The 16,762-nt window shown below is 60.1% G+C and carries 9 protein-coding genes and 5 pseudogenes; 7 read left to right on the forward strand and 7 right to left on the reverse strand.

The window, feature by feature from the left end; translation table 11 throughout:
• Positions 1–60: 60 nt before the first annotated feature.
• Positions 61–1,193, reverse strand: a protein-coding gene (locus AC0L2O_RS34405) for an IS3 family transposase (RefSeq protein WP_473372897.1) whose coding sequence is annotated in 2 segments (ribosomal slippage) — positions 61–938 and positions 938–1,193 — 1,134 coding nt in all. Because the reading frame shifts where the segments join, the coding sequence is not laid out codon by codon here.
• Positions 1,194–1,281: 88 nt separating this feature from the next.
• Between AC0L2O_RS34405 and AC0L2O_RS34410 the strand changes: the two are divergent.
• A pseudogene (locus tag AC0L2O_RS34410) lies at positions 1,282–1,434 on the forward strand (IS256 family transposase); the annotation flags it as partial.
• A gap of 60 nt (positions 1,435–1,494) precedes the next feature.
• Positions 1,495–2,302 (forward strand): annotated as a pseudogene (gene panC / locus AC0L2O_RS34415) (pantoate--beta-alanine ligase).
• A gap of 242 nt (positions 2,303–2,544) precedes the next feature.
• On the opposite strand, the pseudogene AC0L2O_RS34420 reads toward panC, so the two are convergent.
• Positions 2,545–4,034: pseudogene (locus AC0L2O_RS34420) on the reverse strand (NAD-dependent succinate-semialdehyde dehydrogenase).
• A 949-nt stretch (positions 4,035–4,983) separates the two neighbouring features.
• Between AC0L2O_RS34420 and AC0L2O_RS34425 the strand changes: the two are divergent.
• From AC0L2O_RS34425 to AC0L2O_RS34440, 4 genes are all read left to right on the forward strand, one after another.
• Positions 4,984–5,823, forward strand: a complete 840-nt coding sequence (locus AC0L2O_RS34425; protein WP_473372898.1) for a TauD/TfdA dioxygenase family protein — start codon at positions 4,984–4,986, stop codon at positions 5,821–5,823.
• Positions 5,824–7,332: 1,509 nt separating this feature from the next.
• A complete protein-coding gene (locus AC0L2O_RS34430) occupies positions 7,333–8,826 on the forward strand; it encodes an adenylate/guanylate cyclase domain-containing protein (RefSeq protein ID WP_473372899.1) in 1,494 nt (497 codons plus the stop codon).
• Complete coding sequence (locus AC0L2O_RS34435) at positions 8,823–10,553, forward strand: ThiF family adenylyltransferase (protein ID WP_473372900.1); 1,731 nt, start codon at positions 8,823–8,825, stop codon at positions 10,551–10,553. The genes AC0L2O_RS34430 and AC0L2O_RS34435 overlap by 4 nt, the downstream gene beginning before the upstream one ends.
• Positions 10,522–11,049, forward strand: a complete 528-nt coding sequence (locus tag AC0L2O_RS34440; RefSeq protein WP_473372901.1) for a M67 family metallopeptidase — start codon at positions 10,522–10,524, stop codon at positions 11,047–11,049. The genes AC0L2O_RS34435 and AC0L2O_RS34440 overlap by 32 nt, the downstream gene beginning before the upstream one ends.
• Positions 11,050–11,135: 86 nt before the next feature.
• Here AC0L2O_RS34440 and AC0L2O_RS34445 read toward each other — a convergent pair whose 3' ends face one another.
• From AC0L2O_RS34445 to AC0L2O_RS34455, 3 genes are all read right to left on the reverse strand, one after another.
• Positions 11,136–11,492 carry a hypothetical protein gene (locus tag AC0L2O_RS34445; protein WP_473372902.1) on the reverse strand — a complete coding sequence of 119 codons (357 nt, stop codon included), beginning with the start codon at positions 11,490–11,492 and terminating at the stop codon, positions 11,136–11,138.
• Position 11,493: 1 nt separating this feature from the next.
• Positions 11,494–11,646: a hypothetical protein gene (locus AC0L2O_RS34450; protein WP_473372903.1), complete on the reverse strand. Its 153-nt coding sequence runs from the start codon at positions 11,644–11,646 to the stop codon at positions 11,494–11,496.
• Between the two features lie 115 nt (positions 11,647–11,761).
• Positions 11,762–12,070, reverse strand: coding sequence for a helix-turn-helix domain-containing protein (locus tag AC0L2O_RS34455; protein ID WP_473372904.1), 309 nt, complete (start codon positions 12,068–12,070; stop codon positions 11,762–11,764).
• Between the two features lie 145 nt (positions 12,071–12,215).
• On the opposite strand from AC0L2O_RS34455, the gene AC0L2O_RS34460 reads away from it, so the two are divergent.
• Positions 12,216–13,328 (forward strand): cyclic nucleotide-binding domain-containing protein, encoded by a 1,113-nt coding sequence (locus AC0L2O_RS34460; protein ID WP_473372905.1) that lies wholly within the window; start codon positions 12,216–12,218, stop codon positions 13,326–13,328.
• Positions 13,329–14,448: 1,120 nt separating this feature from the next.
• Here AC0L2O_RS34460 and AC0L2O_RS34465 read toward each other — a convergent pair.
• Positions 14,449–15,649, reverse strand: a pseudogene (locus tag AC0L2O_RS34465) (IS91 family transposase).
• A 12-nt stretch (positions 15,650–15,661) separates the two neighbouring features.
• A pseudogene (locus tag AC0L2O_RS34470) lies at positions 15,662–16,535 on the reverse strand (tyrosine-type recombinase/integrase).
• Positions 16,536–16,762: the final 227 nt, after the last annotated feature.

The following is a 16,762-nucleotide window of genomic DNA, read 5'->3' on the forward strand; positions in this document are numbered from 1 at the left end:
GAGCTGGTCCCGTTTGTCTGAACAGAATCTCCGCGTCGATAAGTGGAGCCTCTGCCGGGGTTAGGCCGCCGCGCGGAGCGGCGGAAGGTTGAAGTAGGCTTGATCCGGGGTCATGTCGTCAAGACTCGAATGCGGACGTCGTCCGTTGTAAAAATCGAGATACCGGCCAATCGAATGTCGTGCCTCGCCGACGGTTTCGTAGGCTCGCAGATAGACCTCCTCGTATTTGACGCTGCGCCAGAGCCGTTCGACAAACACGTTGTCCCGCCATGCGCCCTTGCCGTCCATGCTGATTGCGATGCCGTTGTCGGCGAGCACGTCGGTAAAGGCTTGGCCGGTGAACTGCGAGCCCTGATCGGTGTTGAAGATGTCCGGCTTGCCGTGACGAGCCAAGGCATCTTCCAGCGTCTCGACGCAGAAGGCTGCTTCCATCGTGATCGACAGCCGCCACGACAGAACACGACGGGTTGCCCAGTCCAACACCACGGCGAGATAGACGAAGCCGCGCGCCATCGGGATGTAGGTGATGTCCATCGCCCAGACCTGGTTCGGTCGCGTGATCTCCATGCCGCGCAGCAGGTATGGATAGATCTTGTGGCCGGGCTCCGGCTTCGTTGTGCGCGGACGGCGATATAGCGCCTCTATCCCCATCCGCCGCATCAGCGTCTTCACATGCCGACGGCCGATCTTGCACCCCTCGGCAGCCAGCAGGCCTCTCAGCATGCGCGAACCGGCGAAGGGAAACTCCAGATGCAGCCGGTCGAGACGCCGCATGATCGCGAGATCGGCGTCCGGCACCGGCCGAGGCAGGTAATAAACGCTGCCGCGGCTGATCTGCAAAACTTCCGCCTGCCTGGTGATCGACAGATCGTGCTCACGGTCGATCATCGCTTTGCGCTCAGCAATCCCGCCTTGGTGAGCGCTCCTTCTAAAAAATCGTTCTCCAGCGTCAGCTCCCCGATCTTGGCGTGCAGCGACTTCACGTCGATCGCAGGCACGGCCTGCGCAGCGCTGCCAAGTCCAAAAACTCCGGAAGCTCCGCCCTCCAGCTGAGCCTTCCACGCCGTGATCTGATTGGGATGGACGTCAAACTGCTCGGCCAGCTGAGCTATCGTCCGGTCGCCCTTGACAGCGGCAAGCGCCACCTTCGCCTTGAAAGCCGGTGTGTGGTTCCGGCGTGCTCGTCTGCTCATCGTCGCTCCTGATTCGCAGGCACCGGCGTGCCCGCTGTCAGGCAGAAACTCCACTTACCGACCTGTTCAAATTTGCGGAGCCGGCTCTGTCTTCAAACTGATCGAGGGCGCCCAAAAAAGCTGGCGCCGTCTCGACGGTCATAACCAGTTGCCAAAACTCGTTCTCGGTGTGACATTCAACAACGGGATCGAGGTCATCGCAAAGCCGAATGATCGTCAGCCCGCAACCGCCGCCGCCTGACCGGCCCCCGCCGTCACCAAAATTTGGCGATAGCTCGTCGCGGAGCTTCGGCAAGCAGTAATCCGAACTCGCAGGCCGAACAAGCGGGTCGGCTTCGTTCCCACAATGGGCTATCTGCACGAGGGACACCGGGCCCTGATCGAAGGAGCAGAGCGCAGTGTGATGTCAACGTCGTGAGCATTTTCGTGAACCCTATCCAGTTCGGTCCAAACGAGGATCTCGGCACCTATCCTCGCGATTTCCTGGCGCGATGAACAATTATGTCAAGATACCGGAGTCGGAATCCTCTTTGCGCCGGGTACAACAGAAATCTATCCGGCTGGATTTGAGACCTTCGTTGAGCCCGGCGAGATCGCAAAGCCGCTCTGCGGAGCCTTTAGACCGGGACATTTCGGTGGAGTTGCGACTGTCGTCTGCAAGCTGTTCAACATGGTACAGCCAGATGTTGCATTTTTTGGACAGAAGGACTTTCAGCAATGCGCGGTGGTGCGCCGCATGACTGTTGAGTCTTGATCTGCCGATAGAGATCATCACCATACCGACGGTGCGGGAGGCCGATGGGCTGGCACTGAGTAGCCGCAATCGTTATCTCAGTCAGCAAGAGCGTCAGCGGGCGCTCGCCGTCAGTCGCGGCTTATTCGCTGCGGCGGAAAAATTTCAAGCAGGAGAACGAGACGTAGGCCGGCTGCTCGCGATCGCAAAACAGCATTTGGCTGCCGTTGATCGGCTAGAGTACCTCGACCTAGTCGATTGCGGTGATCTTAAACCTGCTGACAGCCCTTTGAGGAGTACGGCGGTGCTGTGCGTTGCTGCCTATGTCGGCTCAACTCGGCTGATCGACAATATCATGATGCCGCTACCAACGTGACATTCTCACCTAGATTCCCGATAATTAGGTGCAAGCGAGATGCGGACGGCAACGTCGTGAGTCGGTAGCCCAGATTATAGGCCGCGATGGCCGACAAAGCGGACCCGTTCACCAGGAGAGAGTAGCTATGGTATCGAGGCTATTGGATCGATATAGACGGGTGAGAGGAACCGTGGCGATGTGGTGCGGGGCCCAAACAGGGGGCTCGCAAGTCTCGGGCTGCACAGCGATCGACCGTTGGGTCACAACCCCGCCATCATCACGTATTTGATCTCGACATACTCTTCCATGCCGTGGCGCGAGCCTTCGCGGCCCAGGCCGCTTTCCTTGACGCCGCCGAACGGCGCGACTTCGGTCGTGATCAGGCCGGTGTTGACCCCGACCATGCCGGATTCCAGCACTTCGGCAACGCGCCAGACTCGGCCGAGATCCCGGGAGTAGAAATAGGAGGCAAGCCCGAAGGGTGAGGCGTTGCACATCTTGATGACGTCGGCTTCGTCCTTGAAGCGGATCACCGGCGCGAGGGGGCCAAAGGTCTCTTCCTGCGCGACCAGCGAATCTGGATTGACGTCGGACAGGACGGTCGGCTCGAAAAACGAGCGTCCCAGCGCATGGCGCTTGCCGCCGGTCACGATCTTGGCGCCACGCTTGACGGCATCCGCGATGTGCCGCTCGACCTTGTCGATCGCCTCCAAATTGATCAGCGGCCCCTGCACGACTTGGATTCCGTGCCGTCGCCAATCTTCATCGCCGCAACCTTCTTCGAGAGCTTCTGCACGAACTCGTCGTAGACGCCCGCCTGAGCATAAAGGCGGTTGGCGCAGACGCAGGTCTGGCCCATGTTGCGGTATTTCGAAACCATGGCGCCCTCGACCGCTGCATCGATGTCGGCGTCGTCGAACACGACAAAGGGCGCATTGCCGCCGAGCTCGAGGCCGAGTTTCTTCACGCCGACGGAAGCCTGGCGATAGAGGATCTTGCCGACCTCCGTCGAACCGGTGAACCCGACGAAGCGAACCGCAGGATGCTCGCACAGGACTTTACCGATCGATCGCGAATCCCCGGTGATGACGTTGAACACACCTTTTGGCACGCCCGCCTTCTCAGCCAGCGTGACAAGCGCCAGTGCTGAGAGTGGCGTTTCGCTGGCCGGCTTCAACACCACGGTGCAGCCCGCGGCGAGCGCCGGCGAGACCTTGCGGGTGATCATGGAGTTCGGGAAGTTCCACGGTGATGGCGCCGCAGACGCCAATCGGCTGTTTAATCGCAAGCAGCCTTGCATCTGCGCGCGGCGACGGGATCGTTTCGCCGTAGATGCGGCGCGCTTCTTCCGCAAAGAACTCGATATAGGCCGCACCAATATCCACTTCCCCAAGCGCCTCGGAAAGCGGCTTGCCCTGCTCGGAGGTCAGGATCAGCGCGAGATCCTCGCGATTGACCACGATCAGTTCGTACCATTTGCGCAGAATGGTGGAGCTTGCTTAGCCGTGAGCTTCGCCCATGTGGGAAAGGCACGTTCAGCAGCCTCCACCGCTCTCGTGCAATCGTGGCTGGAGAGCTGCGGCACTTTGGCAAGCTCGATGCTGGTTGCCGGGTTATTTACGGCAAGGGCAGGTGAGCCGACCCAAGCGCCATCAATGTAGCAGGCCTCCCGCAGAAGCAATGGGTCTTTCAGGCGGTCGCGCAGGTTCGACGAGCCTTGCTTGACTTGTGCGGAGGCGGTCGGGGTCATCGCGTTGCTCCTAGGGCTGTCGAATCCGAGCTATCCGGTTTTCCGAAACTGGCGAAAAAAGGCCGCGCGAGAAACCGCGCGGCCGAGTCAGGGAGGAAAACGCCCCGAAGGGCACTGAATAGGAGCCCAGCGAGTAAATGAACTCCCTGGCACTCCAATCCTGCACGAAACGTCGTCAAATCGTGCAAGCGGACATCGGATAATCATTTCTTTCGGATCATTGGCTGCGTTCGCCGCGATATGCTGCAGCTTTTATGCGCAAATGTTCCCGGGGTCGCAGCAACTGCTACTTGTTCGAATTTCGAGCGCTGTTGGTCGACCGCATCGGACACGTCGCTCGTGTATTCGCGGATCCGACTCAGTGGAGTTGCTTTCGGTTTTTTTGGCGTGGGGTAATGCAGCGCTGGTCTTGACTGAGTTCGATGCGTGACGAACCGGCTTGCCGGCGCCGCAAGAATAAAGATCCCGCGAGTGCCAAGGGCCACGACCGATTCAGCGCGTGACGGCGTGTCTTTGGCTCCGACCGGACGAAGTGATCGCCTTGACGTTCAACTTGATGTGCTCTCGTCATGACTCTGTATCAGTTTATCGGTAGCTCAGATCGTGTGGGGCGGAGATCGTCGCCGGAGACAGTCAAACCCAGGAAGAAATGAATATCGTCGGCGCAGCTTCCGCGCTGGTCCAAACAGATATTGCACCGACAGCAACGGTCGTGAAGGAAACATTGCACGTCATCAGAAACAAAAACGAATTCGTTTCATTGACTAGGCAAAGATGGGTCTTACATTTTCGACGTCAGAGCGAAGGCATCATGCCCCAATAAACTCCGGGCGGCGTTGCTCGGAAAAGAAACTTATTCGATTGGACCAGGAAACGCCGACTCGACGATCGCTCAAGCGATCGGAGATCGCGGAGTGTTGTCTACTGGATCATAGGATGAGGATAAAACATGCGAACTGCGCCAATCGTTGACACGTTTAATCCGCGGGCGAACATCATAGCGCTCTCGCCTCGGCTTGGTGCCGAGATAGTGAACGTCAAACTTTCTGCCAAAATCTCTCAGGATGTTCTCTGCGCCATCCGCCAACTCGTGCGTGAGCACAAGGTGATCTTCTTCCGTGACCAGAAGCATCTTGATCACCTTGGGCACGAGCGCTTGTTGGCTATGCTCGGCCAGGCCATTGGTTCAGATGGCGATTCGTCCACAACTATCACCGCCCACGTCGCTTCAGGACTCTCCCTTCAACGGTCGGCGGCGATCGCGCCCGGTGGCCGTGAGGCGGCCTGGTCGAACATGCGAGCCGCATATCTCGACCTTCCGCTGCCGCTGCGTAAGCTGGTTGACGACCTATGGGCCACTTATTGCAATGATTTTTCGGAAGCGGGAGTGTCAAGAGCTGCGGAGGCAAACACGAAGTCTCCGGACGAAGGGGTCGTTCAAACGAGACGTGAAATCGGCCGCCCGGTGGTTCGAATCCATCCCGAGACGGGTGAGCGCGTTCTCGCACTCGGCGATTTCGCACCCCGTTTCGTCGGACTGCAGGAGGATACCGGCCAGAAGCTCTTTCGTCTGCTCCAGTCCTATATCACTGCGCCGGAAAATGCGGTTCGGTGGAAGTGGAAGCTCGGAGACATCGCCATTTGGGACAATCGTGCGGCCCAGTACTATGCGATCGATGACAAGCAGAATGGCGCAACGAGTCGCGACAATCTCGCTCGCGATCTGTCGACTGGTCGCGGCCGCCGGCGCGGTAACGCACCAGGGCCTCAGGCAGCCAGGGCTGCCTGATTCGGCCGGTTCCGGATCTGCTGGAGTCGAACTCCGATGCCGGAGCAAAGCGATGCTCTCTCGAGTTGATACTATGGCTCGTCGCGCAGTCAAAACAATCAAGCCCATCTTCGCGCTCGCGACGAGGGTGCTGCCGCCGATCCGCCCGTTCGCGCAGGAGCGTCCCGGGATCGGTGGTGTACATTCGTCGGTAGCGCCTGCTTTGCCAAGGCAAATCATTCAAGACAATCACTCACGCAGACGGTTTCCCTTCTGACGAGCTACGTCAGACTTTGGCTCTTGAACGCACAATTGCTGCTCTTTTTGGAGGAAATAGGCAAAATACAACTTCCTAGCCCCGATACTAATTGTTTGAGACGGACCGGGGCGGGTTTGTTGAGAAAATCATGGCTGCAGAGTCTGCATTGCTTTTCACGATAATAGAGGAACGCAACAAGGCGACACAGAAATGTGTCGGTCGCGGATCTCCAACTTGTGGTCGGGATCGCACCATGAGGCCATTCCTGTACTTGCGACCGAACCTGGCGAGAAAGCCAGCTAGCCCGGCTGCCGACGTGCAGAGCTCGCGCGTGGCCCCTTGTTGTTCTCAGAGACTAGGCAAGACATCGTTATGTTGAGAAGAGGGCTGCTATGACGTCGCGTTACGAAGCGATGAAGGATGGAGGGCCGACCGGCGTCGGCTCTGCCGCCTCGTTCGCCACCGCAAACGGTGGATTTGTGACGCAGGTAATTTCGTCGGCAGCGAAGACGTGCTTGGAAAGCAGGTCCGATCCACCGGATGCTTTGGGGGAGGACGCAGGTCTAAATGGCCAACCTCCGCTCGACGGGGCCTCTTAGTTCTCATGCCTTCCAGTCAGAGGCACCGTCTGGCCACACTTCAGTTGTTATGCGTCAATCCACACGCTCATTCTGGATGGTGCGAACGGAAGTACCGGGCCCGGCGAGCCCCACGGGCTCGGCGGAAAGTTTCAGTAGAGTCGATCTAGGAAAAGCTGCCCTGCAGCGCGTGAGCATTTTCCGGGTTTGCCAACTGCGAAGATTGAAATTAGACTCTCTATGACGTTTGCAAGCTTTAACATTCTTGAATTGTGGACCAGTATGATTTCGCTACGATAGGTTTTCCCTCGGGGCTCCTATGCTTGATCCTGCAACCACCACACTTCTGCGCGCCGTCCTTGATGAGGTCTGCGTTCACATTTCCACTAACGACACGTACTGTGGCGTGCGAATCGGACGAACGGCGCGTAGTCTCCTCGCTCACCGACCACTCGCAGATCAAGCGAATGGCGGCATCAAGGCTTGCATATGAGAACGCAGCCGAGAGCGCGCAACAGCGCATCTTGCCGTCCGCAGTGTCCTTGGCAATTCGCCGAGTGATACCTACATGATCGCAATTGACCGTTCCGCACCCGATGCCTGTGCGGGTGATATTTAAGGGGATACCAAATAGCCATGGGTACTTGGAATAGTGACCGCGCGACCAAGCGGATCGACGCGAAGATCGATTCGTTGCCTCTCAAGGATATCGAGATCAAGGAATACGTCCGAGAAACCGACCTGTCGGGGTTGTCCGGCGGCACGGCCTACCGCGTCGACGGCGTCCATCTGTATGCCGACATCTTAAATTTGAAGGACATTCTGAACGTCACCGCGGTCGAGGGCGAGACCTGCCATAAGCGCACGCTCCGCTTCCTAAACATGCACTACCGCGCAGCACACCGCATCATCAGCGCCGTCGAATCGATCTTCGTCGATTTCCATAACCAGCGCCTTCACACCGTCTTCACCAAGCCATACGACGACGAAGCGAAGCGCGTTCATCGTGCCGTGGCGACGGCGCAGCTAATCATCGACGTTCTGGCGCGCACCGGCGAGGATGCCGATCATCCGGCGGCCAAGGTCCGGGTCGGGATCGACACCGGCAACGCGCTCGCGGTCAACAACGGAAGGCGGGGCCACCGGGAGCCGCTCTTTCTCGGAAGGCCCGCCAACCATGCCGCCAAGCGTGCGGGCGGCGGCTCCGCACAAGGAATCTTCTTGACCAACGAGGCGCGCAAGGCGATCGGCTTCGCCGAAGCGCGTGATGTCGACAGGACGCCGCTGAGCGCCGAGGAAATCGCGAAGAGCCAGCAAGCGGCCAAACTCGATGTGACGGTCGACGGGATCGTCAAGGATTGGGCAGAGGATCTGAAGAACAGCCCGATCGGTGATTTCGTATTTTCAGGCCATACGCCTCCTTTTTCGACGTTGGATATCGAAACATTGTCGGTGAAGAATTCGCGCCGGCAGGATGCCGCCTCGATCTACGGCGACTTGGACGGCTTCACCGCCTACGTCGGAGCCAACATGGGGACGGATGCCGGCGCAAAGCACGTCGTGCGCGCGCTGCACGTCCTTCGATCTGAACTGGACGCCGTGCTGCACGAGGACTTCCAGGGTCGAAAGATCAGGTTCATCGGCGACTGCATCCACGGCGTTTTGGCCGAAGGCACCGCACAGACGACCGACGGGGTTGAAACCATCAGCAGCATGACCCTGTGCGCGGCGGCGATGCGGAGCAGCTTCAACATCGCGCTGAAGCGTCTCAAGGACAAGGGGACCGATGCGTCCAGCCTGGGGCTCCAGATCGGCTTCGAGTACGGGCCGATTACGGTCACGCGCCTTGGCATGAAGGGCGGCCTCATCCGCTGCGCCGTCAGTCGAGGGATCCTGAACTCCGAGCAGGAGCAGGGCCGTTGCAAGGGCAATCAAACCGCCATAGGGACGAACGCTTATTCGAAAGCCAGTCACGGCGTACATGCGCTCTTTGGCGACATCCGCATCCGCGGCGACCTGGATTACGAGACGGCGGTCAACGGGATGGCCGGAAAGAACGACTCGGTCGCGCGCGCGATCAAGTCTGCTGCGGGAGCAAGCCTTCTGAAGCCAGCATCGTCTCCCGCAGCGCCGCTCAGCTTCCCCGACCGACCGGCAGGTCCGACGAAGCCGGGCGGCTTTGCGTGAGCTGGTATCTAACGGACGTCGCCCGATTCCGTGCCGAGCGCCAGGCGATCGAATGCCTGGCTCAAGAAGTTGACTGGTTCGCGGTAAAGACTTGGCGGCTGGATGATCGCCTTCGTTTGGTACTGGATGCTGAAATCGGAGCCGGAGGCCGAGTCTATCCCATCTACCTCCAATATCCCGACATGTTTCCGCATACCCCGCCGTCGGTGTTCCCGCGTGGGGATACTGCAAGATGGTCGGCACATCAATTCGGTGCCGGAGGTGAGCTCTGCCTCGAATACGGTCCGGACACATGGACGGCGAACAACAACGGCAGAGATCTGATAGAGAGCTGCTACAAGCTGCTCGTGACGGAGAATCCAGGGGACGAGTTAGGAGACGCGCCGTCGCGTCACGTCGAAAGTCTCGGACAAAGCCTTCGCATCCGATACAGCCGCTATCTGCTGACACGTCCTTTTTGCGCCTTGCTCGGCCGACTACCTTTGCGCGTTCCGCTCGAAGTCAACCTTGTTTCCCTCTATCATAAAGAATCCGTCGTCCATGTGGTCGACAAGGTGCTGCTGGCTGATGGCACACAATGGACGGACCCCACCGTTCCGTCGCAATTGGGGCCCGAATATACCGAACGTCGTGTGCCGATATGCCGATGGGATGAGACCGATACCTCACCCTCGACGGAAAGTGTGAACGATTTCGACAGTGGGTTTGCTGCCGTCGGAAACGTGCTGGAAGCACGGTATGGTTTGATCGTGCGCGGCTCCGAGTTGTCGGTCTACTTCCTCAACAGAACAAAGAACTCTGTCTCGGACGTTGCCGTCATATCGCCTCCGCCGGAGGCGACGCGTCTCGATGCCGCTCATTCGGTTCTCGCGGCAAAGAGGGTCGCGATAGTAGGATGCGGGTCCCTCGGCAGCAAGGCGGCGACCATGCTCGCGAGGTCCGGGGTCGGCGGTTTCGTGCTCGTCGACGATGACATTCTGCTTCCCGATAACTTGATCCGGAACGACCTCGATTGGGGGGACGCCGGAGTGCACAAGGTGCCGGCTCTCGCTCGACGTCTGCAGTTCGTGAATCCGTCGGTCGACGTCTTGCAATGGCGCGTGCCTCTTGGCGGGCAGGACGCGAACGAGAGCGCCGATGCCATGCTAAAAAAGATATCCGAATGTGACCTCGTCCTCGATGCGACGGCGGACCCCAATGTGCTGAACCTCCTCTCGGCAGTGGCCGGGTTCGCGAAGAAACCCATGGTCTGGGCGGAAGTATTCGGCGGCGGGTTCGGCGGCTTGATCGCCAGATATCGACCTGGGATCGAGCCGCCACCGCCATTCATGCGGCGCGCCATCGAGAACTGGTTCGGCGAAAAGGGATCCATGCCGAGGAGATCGCATCGGCCGTACGAAGCGATTGACACCAGCATCGACGTGCCCATGATCGCCGACGACGCGGACGTGTCCGTTATCGCGGCCCACGCTACCCGGTTCGCCATCGATCTGCTGATTGATCGCGCTCCATCTCTATTTCCCAACTCGGTCTACGCGATCGGTCTTGGCGCAGATTCGGTGTTTTCTCAGCCGTTCGAGACCTACCCGATCGATGTCGGTCCGCCGCCGACGGAGCCCGAGGTCATTGAGCTCTCCGACCAGGAAAAGGTCACGGAGATAGCCACCTTGCTCGAACTACTGAAGGACAAGATCGGTGGAGCTGATTCTTCCCCGCAAGATAACTGACCTTTTGCGCTGTGAGCTGCGGGGGCGACGCAACGAGATCGGCGGCGTGATGGTCGCCGAGCACGTGGGTGGCGAGACCTTCCGGATAGTCGAACTTTCGGTACAGAGGTCGGGCGGTACGGCGATGCATTTCGTCCGGGATCCGGAGCAGAGCAAAACGTTTTTATCGGATTTCTTCGCTAGAACAGGCGGCGACTATCGTCGCTTCAACTATATCGGAGAGTGGCATTCGCATCCGGCGTTCGAGGTCGTGCCTAGCCGAAGCGATATCCAAGCGATGTATCAGATCGTCGGAGACCCCGAGGTAGGCACGAATTTCGCCGTCCTCGTCATCGTCCGGCTGCTTCTTCGTAAGTCGTTGCAGATGTCGGCAACGTTGTTCCGGGCCGGTTTATCTCCAGAATCAGTCGTGATCTTGGTCGAAGGGAAGAAATCTGGATTCTTTTCGCGATTGCGAGGTCTGTTGCCTCGCATCTTAACGATCGGACGGTGCTGATCACATGCCGGTTTCGGCCGATCGACGAGGGTGGCGTCGTTCCTCATTTCATACTGGACGGATTGCCTGAAGCGTTTGCCCCCAGCTCAAATCGGGAGGCGCCGCGCCATGCCGCCCCAGCCGGGATCGTCACCTAGGTGAAGAAGGGTGTAGGCCGCGTCGTAGCGTTCGCTTCTGAACGAGTGTTCGCGCGCCGGCTCGTCGAACCAGACGCCGCTCGGGTGATCGACACCGGTCCTAGCCTCCGGCGTGAACTGCTCCTGACCGACTGCTGATCCTGTTGGTAACTCTACCGGGCCTCGGCTGCTGCGTATGAATGCTCCGGTCGTCAGGGCCGGCTTGCTCGACCACGACCACTTGCCGAAGCCGTCGACCGAGACCACGAGCAGCGCCCTTCGCTCCGTGTAATGCAGCCAATGAAGGATGGCGGCGAGTAGCGACACATCATACCGATCGGCGCAATTGCCTAACGCCGAACACGATTCCCCATTTGGTCTTCAACTCGGACGGCACCAATGCGCCAGCGAAACCGTCGAGCTCTTCTGCAGCGATGTTGGTGATGGGATCCTCATGGAAGAGGGAGCGCGACGTCTCCATGGCAAGCGCTCCGATGTCAAACCGATAGCGATCAGGTGGGTTCGCCAGATTTCAGCATCTGGTTGAAATGGCTCGCCCACCGTCGAGGTCCCCACCCCCCAACTTCATGATCGACCTATTCGTCCAATGCCTTGGCCAGCTTTCGGAGCCGAGCACGCGCCTCCGGCGACATCGCCTGGTATTCGCGGAAGAAGGCCTTGTCCTCCGCCGATTCGAGATCCTCACCACCCAGCAGGTAGTCGATGGTCACGTCCAACGCCCTTGCCAAGCCGGCTAATTTCTCGCCGGACGGGCGGGGCAGCTCCCGATTTTCAAGCTCCCATAAGTAGGATTTGCTCAGGCCAGCTCGGTCGGCGAGCTGATCCAAAGTCAATTTCGCCTTTTTCCTCAGTGCCTTAATGCGATCGCGGACGGTGTCAGCCACGCAATTCGCCCTTGATTGTTCGGTATAGCAGCATATCCCCTCCTTGACTCTCGGCAACAGGTTCCTATGTTCGGAGTAGCAGTATTTTTTGTGGCACGGAAAGCGAGTCGCTGACAGGCCCCTCTGCGCGCTGGGAATGTAAATTATGGTCTTTGCCCCCGATGTCGACCGGGTGCTCGAGCGGTTTCTCGAGCAGCATTGCCCGAAGCCGGACCTGATCCGGGCGGCTATCTTTCGCGAGCCGCTCTGCGGGATTCAGGAATATCTGCCTGATCAGGTGATCTGCCGCCGCGGGGATCGCGTCAGCGGTTGCTGGCTCGTTCTTGAAGGCCGGGTGGAAATCCGGGCCGACGATAGAAGCGTCACCTTCCGCGGCGAATACGAGATATTCGGCGAACAGGGTCTGTTGCATTTCCTTGCCGGTAAGGATGGCTCCCGGACGGCAGACGTCAAGGCGATCGGCCCAGTACGGCTGTTCTTCATCGACGCCGCCTTTCAGCAGCGCCTTACGGACCCCGAGAATACCATCTGGGTCCTGACGCTCGCCGACGTCGTCAACATGAAGCTGGCGGAGGCGACCCAGGGACGTTCGAAGTTGCGCAACTCGGTCGCCGAACAGGAGCACCTTCTGCGGCGTTTCTCCGACGGCGATGCGCTCGGCCTCGTCAAGGTCGCATCGGCTGGACAGAATCCGCCGATCCAGAACCGCAAGGCGATCGTATTTTTCAGCGATATCGCCAATTTCAGCGTCTGGTCGGCCGGTAAGGATTCCGGCGAAGTCGCATCTCACCTTCACCGGCTCTGTTCGCTCCAGATCGATCTGGTCCGGAAGGCTGGCGGGCAGATCGACAAGCTCATGGGCGATGGCGTGATGGCCTATTGGTTCATCGACACCGCAGAGCGCGAGCGAATCGAGCCCGCCGCCGTCATCCGGTGCGCGACAACGATCGCAGAAGAGATCGGGCGCTACGTTACCGATAATCAGCTCGACGTCGGAATCCGCATCGGCTTGCACGCCGGCGACGTCGCGTTTGGCGATTTCGGGGCCGAGCAGAGGATTGCCGTGACCGTACTCGGCGCGACCGTCAACACGGCGGCGAGGTACGAGCAGGCGAAATGCGCCGACCTTGGTCAGGTCCGAGTTAGCCCTGATCTTCGCGATCTTGCCCTCCGAGCCGGCATCGCCCCCGAAACGTTCCGGGGACCTTTGAAAGCGAACGTGAAGCATGGCGTCGAGCTCGACGTCTATTCGTTCTGAGGAGGCTCGTCTATGTCGTGGAATGCGGACCGGGCTAAGACGAGAATTCGGGAACATTGAAGACCGTGCCAGACGTCGACCGCAACATCGCACTCGATTCCGCGCTGGCGCAGACAACGGTCCGGAAGAGCACGGCGTTGGGGCCTTCGCCTGAGCTTTCCCTGAATAACCACCGGCTGCTCGAAAGGGTCCCTCTCACTGGCGCGCGGGCGACTCGGGTGCACGAGAGCTGCACCTGCGTGCGGCTGTTGACCCAGCGAGGATCTGCTCGCGCGTCAGTAGATCAGCGTGGAAGACAGCCAGGCCGTCAGGCACGCGCAGAGAACAATTCCCACATAAGGCAATGCCAAGCGCATCGGGCTTCTCCCTCCGAAACGCAAATATGCAGCATTATCTCATGCTTGGCAGATGACGACTAGGAATCTGAGGTTGCAATCTGCGCGCCTTGCGAATCCCCGCACGGGACGCCGCTTGATATTTGTCGGCTCAGCGCCTGACTTGGCGGAGCGGCTCCGGTCTGGAGATAGTCGGCCCCGTGCTTAGGAGGTCCGCACCTGAATCCGCAAGCACGGGACCGAGCGTCGACGCCGCAGCCGACCGCAGGCCCATCGTGCATGCCGTTCGGTAGGACGCAATAAAACTATGTGGGACGGCTGCTAGCCGGCCCGGCGGAGCCTCCGGCTCTCTTCGTCTCTCACCAGAGCGTCGAGTCGATCCAATTGACCAGCTACGCCCGCAAAGCTCTTGGCAATGTTTCTCAACAAAGAAGTTCGATCTTCGGAAGCGTTGGGGGCGGAGGAAAGTGTCTTGTAATGCTCGGCAAAACGTCTGCATTGGGCGGCCGTAATCATGCGGACTCCAATCACTGACTGTAACGCAGACAACCGCTGGCGCGACAACTTAGGTTAAGCGATATTGTCGCAGTGGCGATCGTCAAGCCCGAAGCGGTGGCTCGTTGCGTCGCAGCAATAGAGGCCGGCGATGCGCACCCCAAGTGCTATTATCAAGCCTGCCAGCGTGGCCCGCCCGTCGCGCAAAGTCCTGCAATTGGCAAAAGGCCGGCCCCAGAGGATGATTCCTGAGGCCGGAAGTTCTACGCGTCCGCTCCGCGGTTGCGCGGTCATGAGGTGTCGATCCTGATGGCGCTGATTGGCGCGGTCGATTGACGGTGCGGCATTGCACCTCGCTCAAAAACCTCGATGACGATCATGCGGCCGCCGCAGCATGGACACGGCGGCTTGCCGCTGTCGACGATGGTCTCGGTCGGTTCATCCTCACGATCGCTGACGGCGAGCAGTTCGCGCGCGCGGGCGACATTGTCGGCGCAGACGCCCCGTGCCAGCAGGCCGTAATGGCGGATGCGGTGAAGGCCTTTTGGCAGCACGTGGATGAGGAAGCGGCGGATGAACTCGTCTGTCGCAAGCGTCATCCGCTTTTGACGGTCACGGCTCTCGACGCGGTAATCCTTCCATCTGAAGGTGACGCTGTGCCGGTCGAAGGCGATCAGGCGGCTGTTGGCGATGGCCACGCGGTGAGTATAGCGCGACAGATAGGCCAGCACGGCCTCGGGACCGCCGAACGGGCGCTTGGCATAGACGACCCACTCGGTCTTGCGGGAGGCTGCAAGCAATGCGGCGAATGATTGTGCTCCAGCGAGATGAGCGTCGTTGCCGAAGAAGCTCAGGCGTCCGGCCTGGTGGAGGGCGGCAAGACGCTCCAGGAACAGGCCGCCGGAACAGGCGTGAGAGCACGCGCACCGGCAGGAAGAACCCCGGCCTGCAGGACGCCCAGCTCCGGCCATCGGGCGAGATGCCGCCGCCCGGCACGATCATATGCACATGCGGGTGGTGGGTCATGGCCGAGCCCCAGGTATGCAGCACGGACGTGATGCCGATCCTGGCGCCGAGATGCTTCGGGTCAGCGGCGATCGTCAGCATCGTCTCGGCCGAGACCTTGAACAGCAGATCGTAGACGGCAGCCCTGTTGTGGTAGGCGATCTCGGCGATCCGAGCCGGCAGCGTGAACACGACGTGATAATACGGCACCGGCGGCAACTCGGCTTGGCGATCGGCGAGCCACTGCTTCGCCGCGGCGCCCTGGCACTTCGGGCAGTGCCGGTTGCGGCAGGACTTGTATGCGATGGAGGTGTAGGCGCAGTCCTCGCAGCGCGCGACATGGCCGCCGAGAGCTGCCGTGCGGCAGTTCTCGATCGCCGACATCACCTTCGACTGGTCGAGGCTGACGTGGCCGGCATGGGCCTGCCGCCATGCCAGACCACGGTCGCGGAAGATATCCGCAACCTCCAGAGCCGGACGAGACACGCCGGCGCCGCGTCAGCCGGGCGGCCGGGCCTCCTTCAGCTTGATCGCGATGTGTTCCAACGGGCTCATGACCTCGCTGATCGTCTTGGTGGCGACCCGGGTATAGAGCGCGGTCGTGTCGAGTTTGGCGTGACCGAGCAGAACCTGGATCACGCGCACGTCGATGTTCTGCTCCAAGAGATGAGTGGCGAAGCTGTGCCGCAAGGTGTGCAGCGAGACCCGCTTGTTGATCTCCGCATCTGGGCGGCGGCATGACAGGCGCGGTTGAGCTGGCGCGTGGTCATCGGCTGGGCCGGATCGCGGCCCGGGAATAGCCAGCCCTGTGGCCGTGCCGCCTTCCACCAGGTCCGCAGCAGGTCGAGCAGAACAGGCGACAGCATGACGTTACGGTCCTTGCCGCCCTTGCCCTGTTCGACGCGGATGATCATGCGCTGGCTGTCGATGTCGGAGACCTTGAGCGAGACACCTCGGTGGCGCGCAGGCCCGCACCGTAGGCCACGCTCAGCGCCGCCTTGTACTTCAGTCCCGGCGCAGCATCGAGCAGCCGCGCCATCTCCTCGGGGCTCAGCACCACCGGCAGCTTGCGCGGCTCGTGAATGACATGGGTGTGCTCGACGATCTCGTGGCGCTTCAGCGTGACCCGGAAAAAGAACCGCAACGTCGAAACGGTCTGATTGATGGTCGGCACGCCAACACCACTCGCCGCCAGATGGAGCTGGTAGCGGCGCACGTCTTCAAAACTCGCCGTATCGGGTGATCGCCCGAGGAACGCTGCGAAGTTCTTGACCCTCTGCACGTAGTCATGTTGGGTCTTCGGCGCTAGCTTGCGGATCGTCATGTCTTCGATCATGCGCCGCCGCAATGGGCTCATGGCCTCGTCGGTCATGGGGATGCTCCTGTCTTGGGTGAAGGTTGCGAACCCCTCATCTCAAGACAGGACGCCTCGTTGCGCTATCCTCTCAGCCGTGCTGCCGGCTGTCGTGCCCTACCGCGCGAGCGGTTTAGTCCTCTGACCCAGGCCGTGTGAAAACGTTCCGTTTCCGGTGATTCGCGCGATAGGATTCCCCGCACTTGCGGGGAGGTCCGATGAAGCGCTTTGTTGAAGGGGTGGAT

Source organism: Bradyrhizobium sp. Kon10 (assembly GCF_055807395.1).

Excerpts from the sequence above, each read along its gene's own strand:
- AC0L2O_RS34450 (WP_473372903.1), bottom strand. The coding sequence starts at position 11,646 with ATGGAGACGTCGCGCTCCCTCTTCCATGAGGATCCCATCACCAACATC.
- AC0L2O_RS34425 (WP_473372898.1), top strand. The coding sequence starts at position 4,984 with ATGCGAACTGCGCCAATCGTTGACACGTTTAATCCGCGGGCGAACATC.
- AC0L2O_RS34460 (WP_473372905.1), top strand. The coding sequence starts at position 12,216 with ATGGTCTTTGCCCCCGATGTCGACCGGGTGCTCGAGCGGTTTCTCGAG.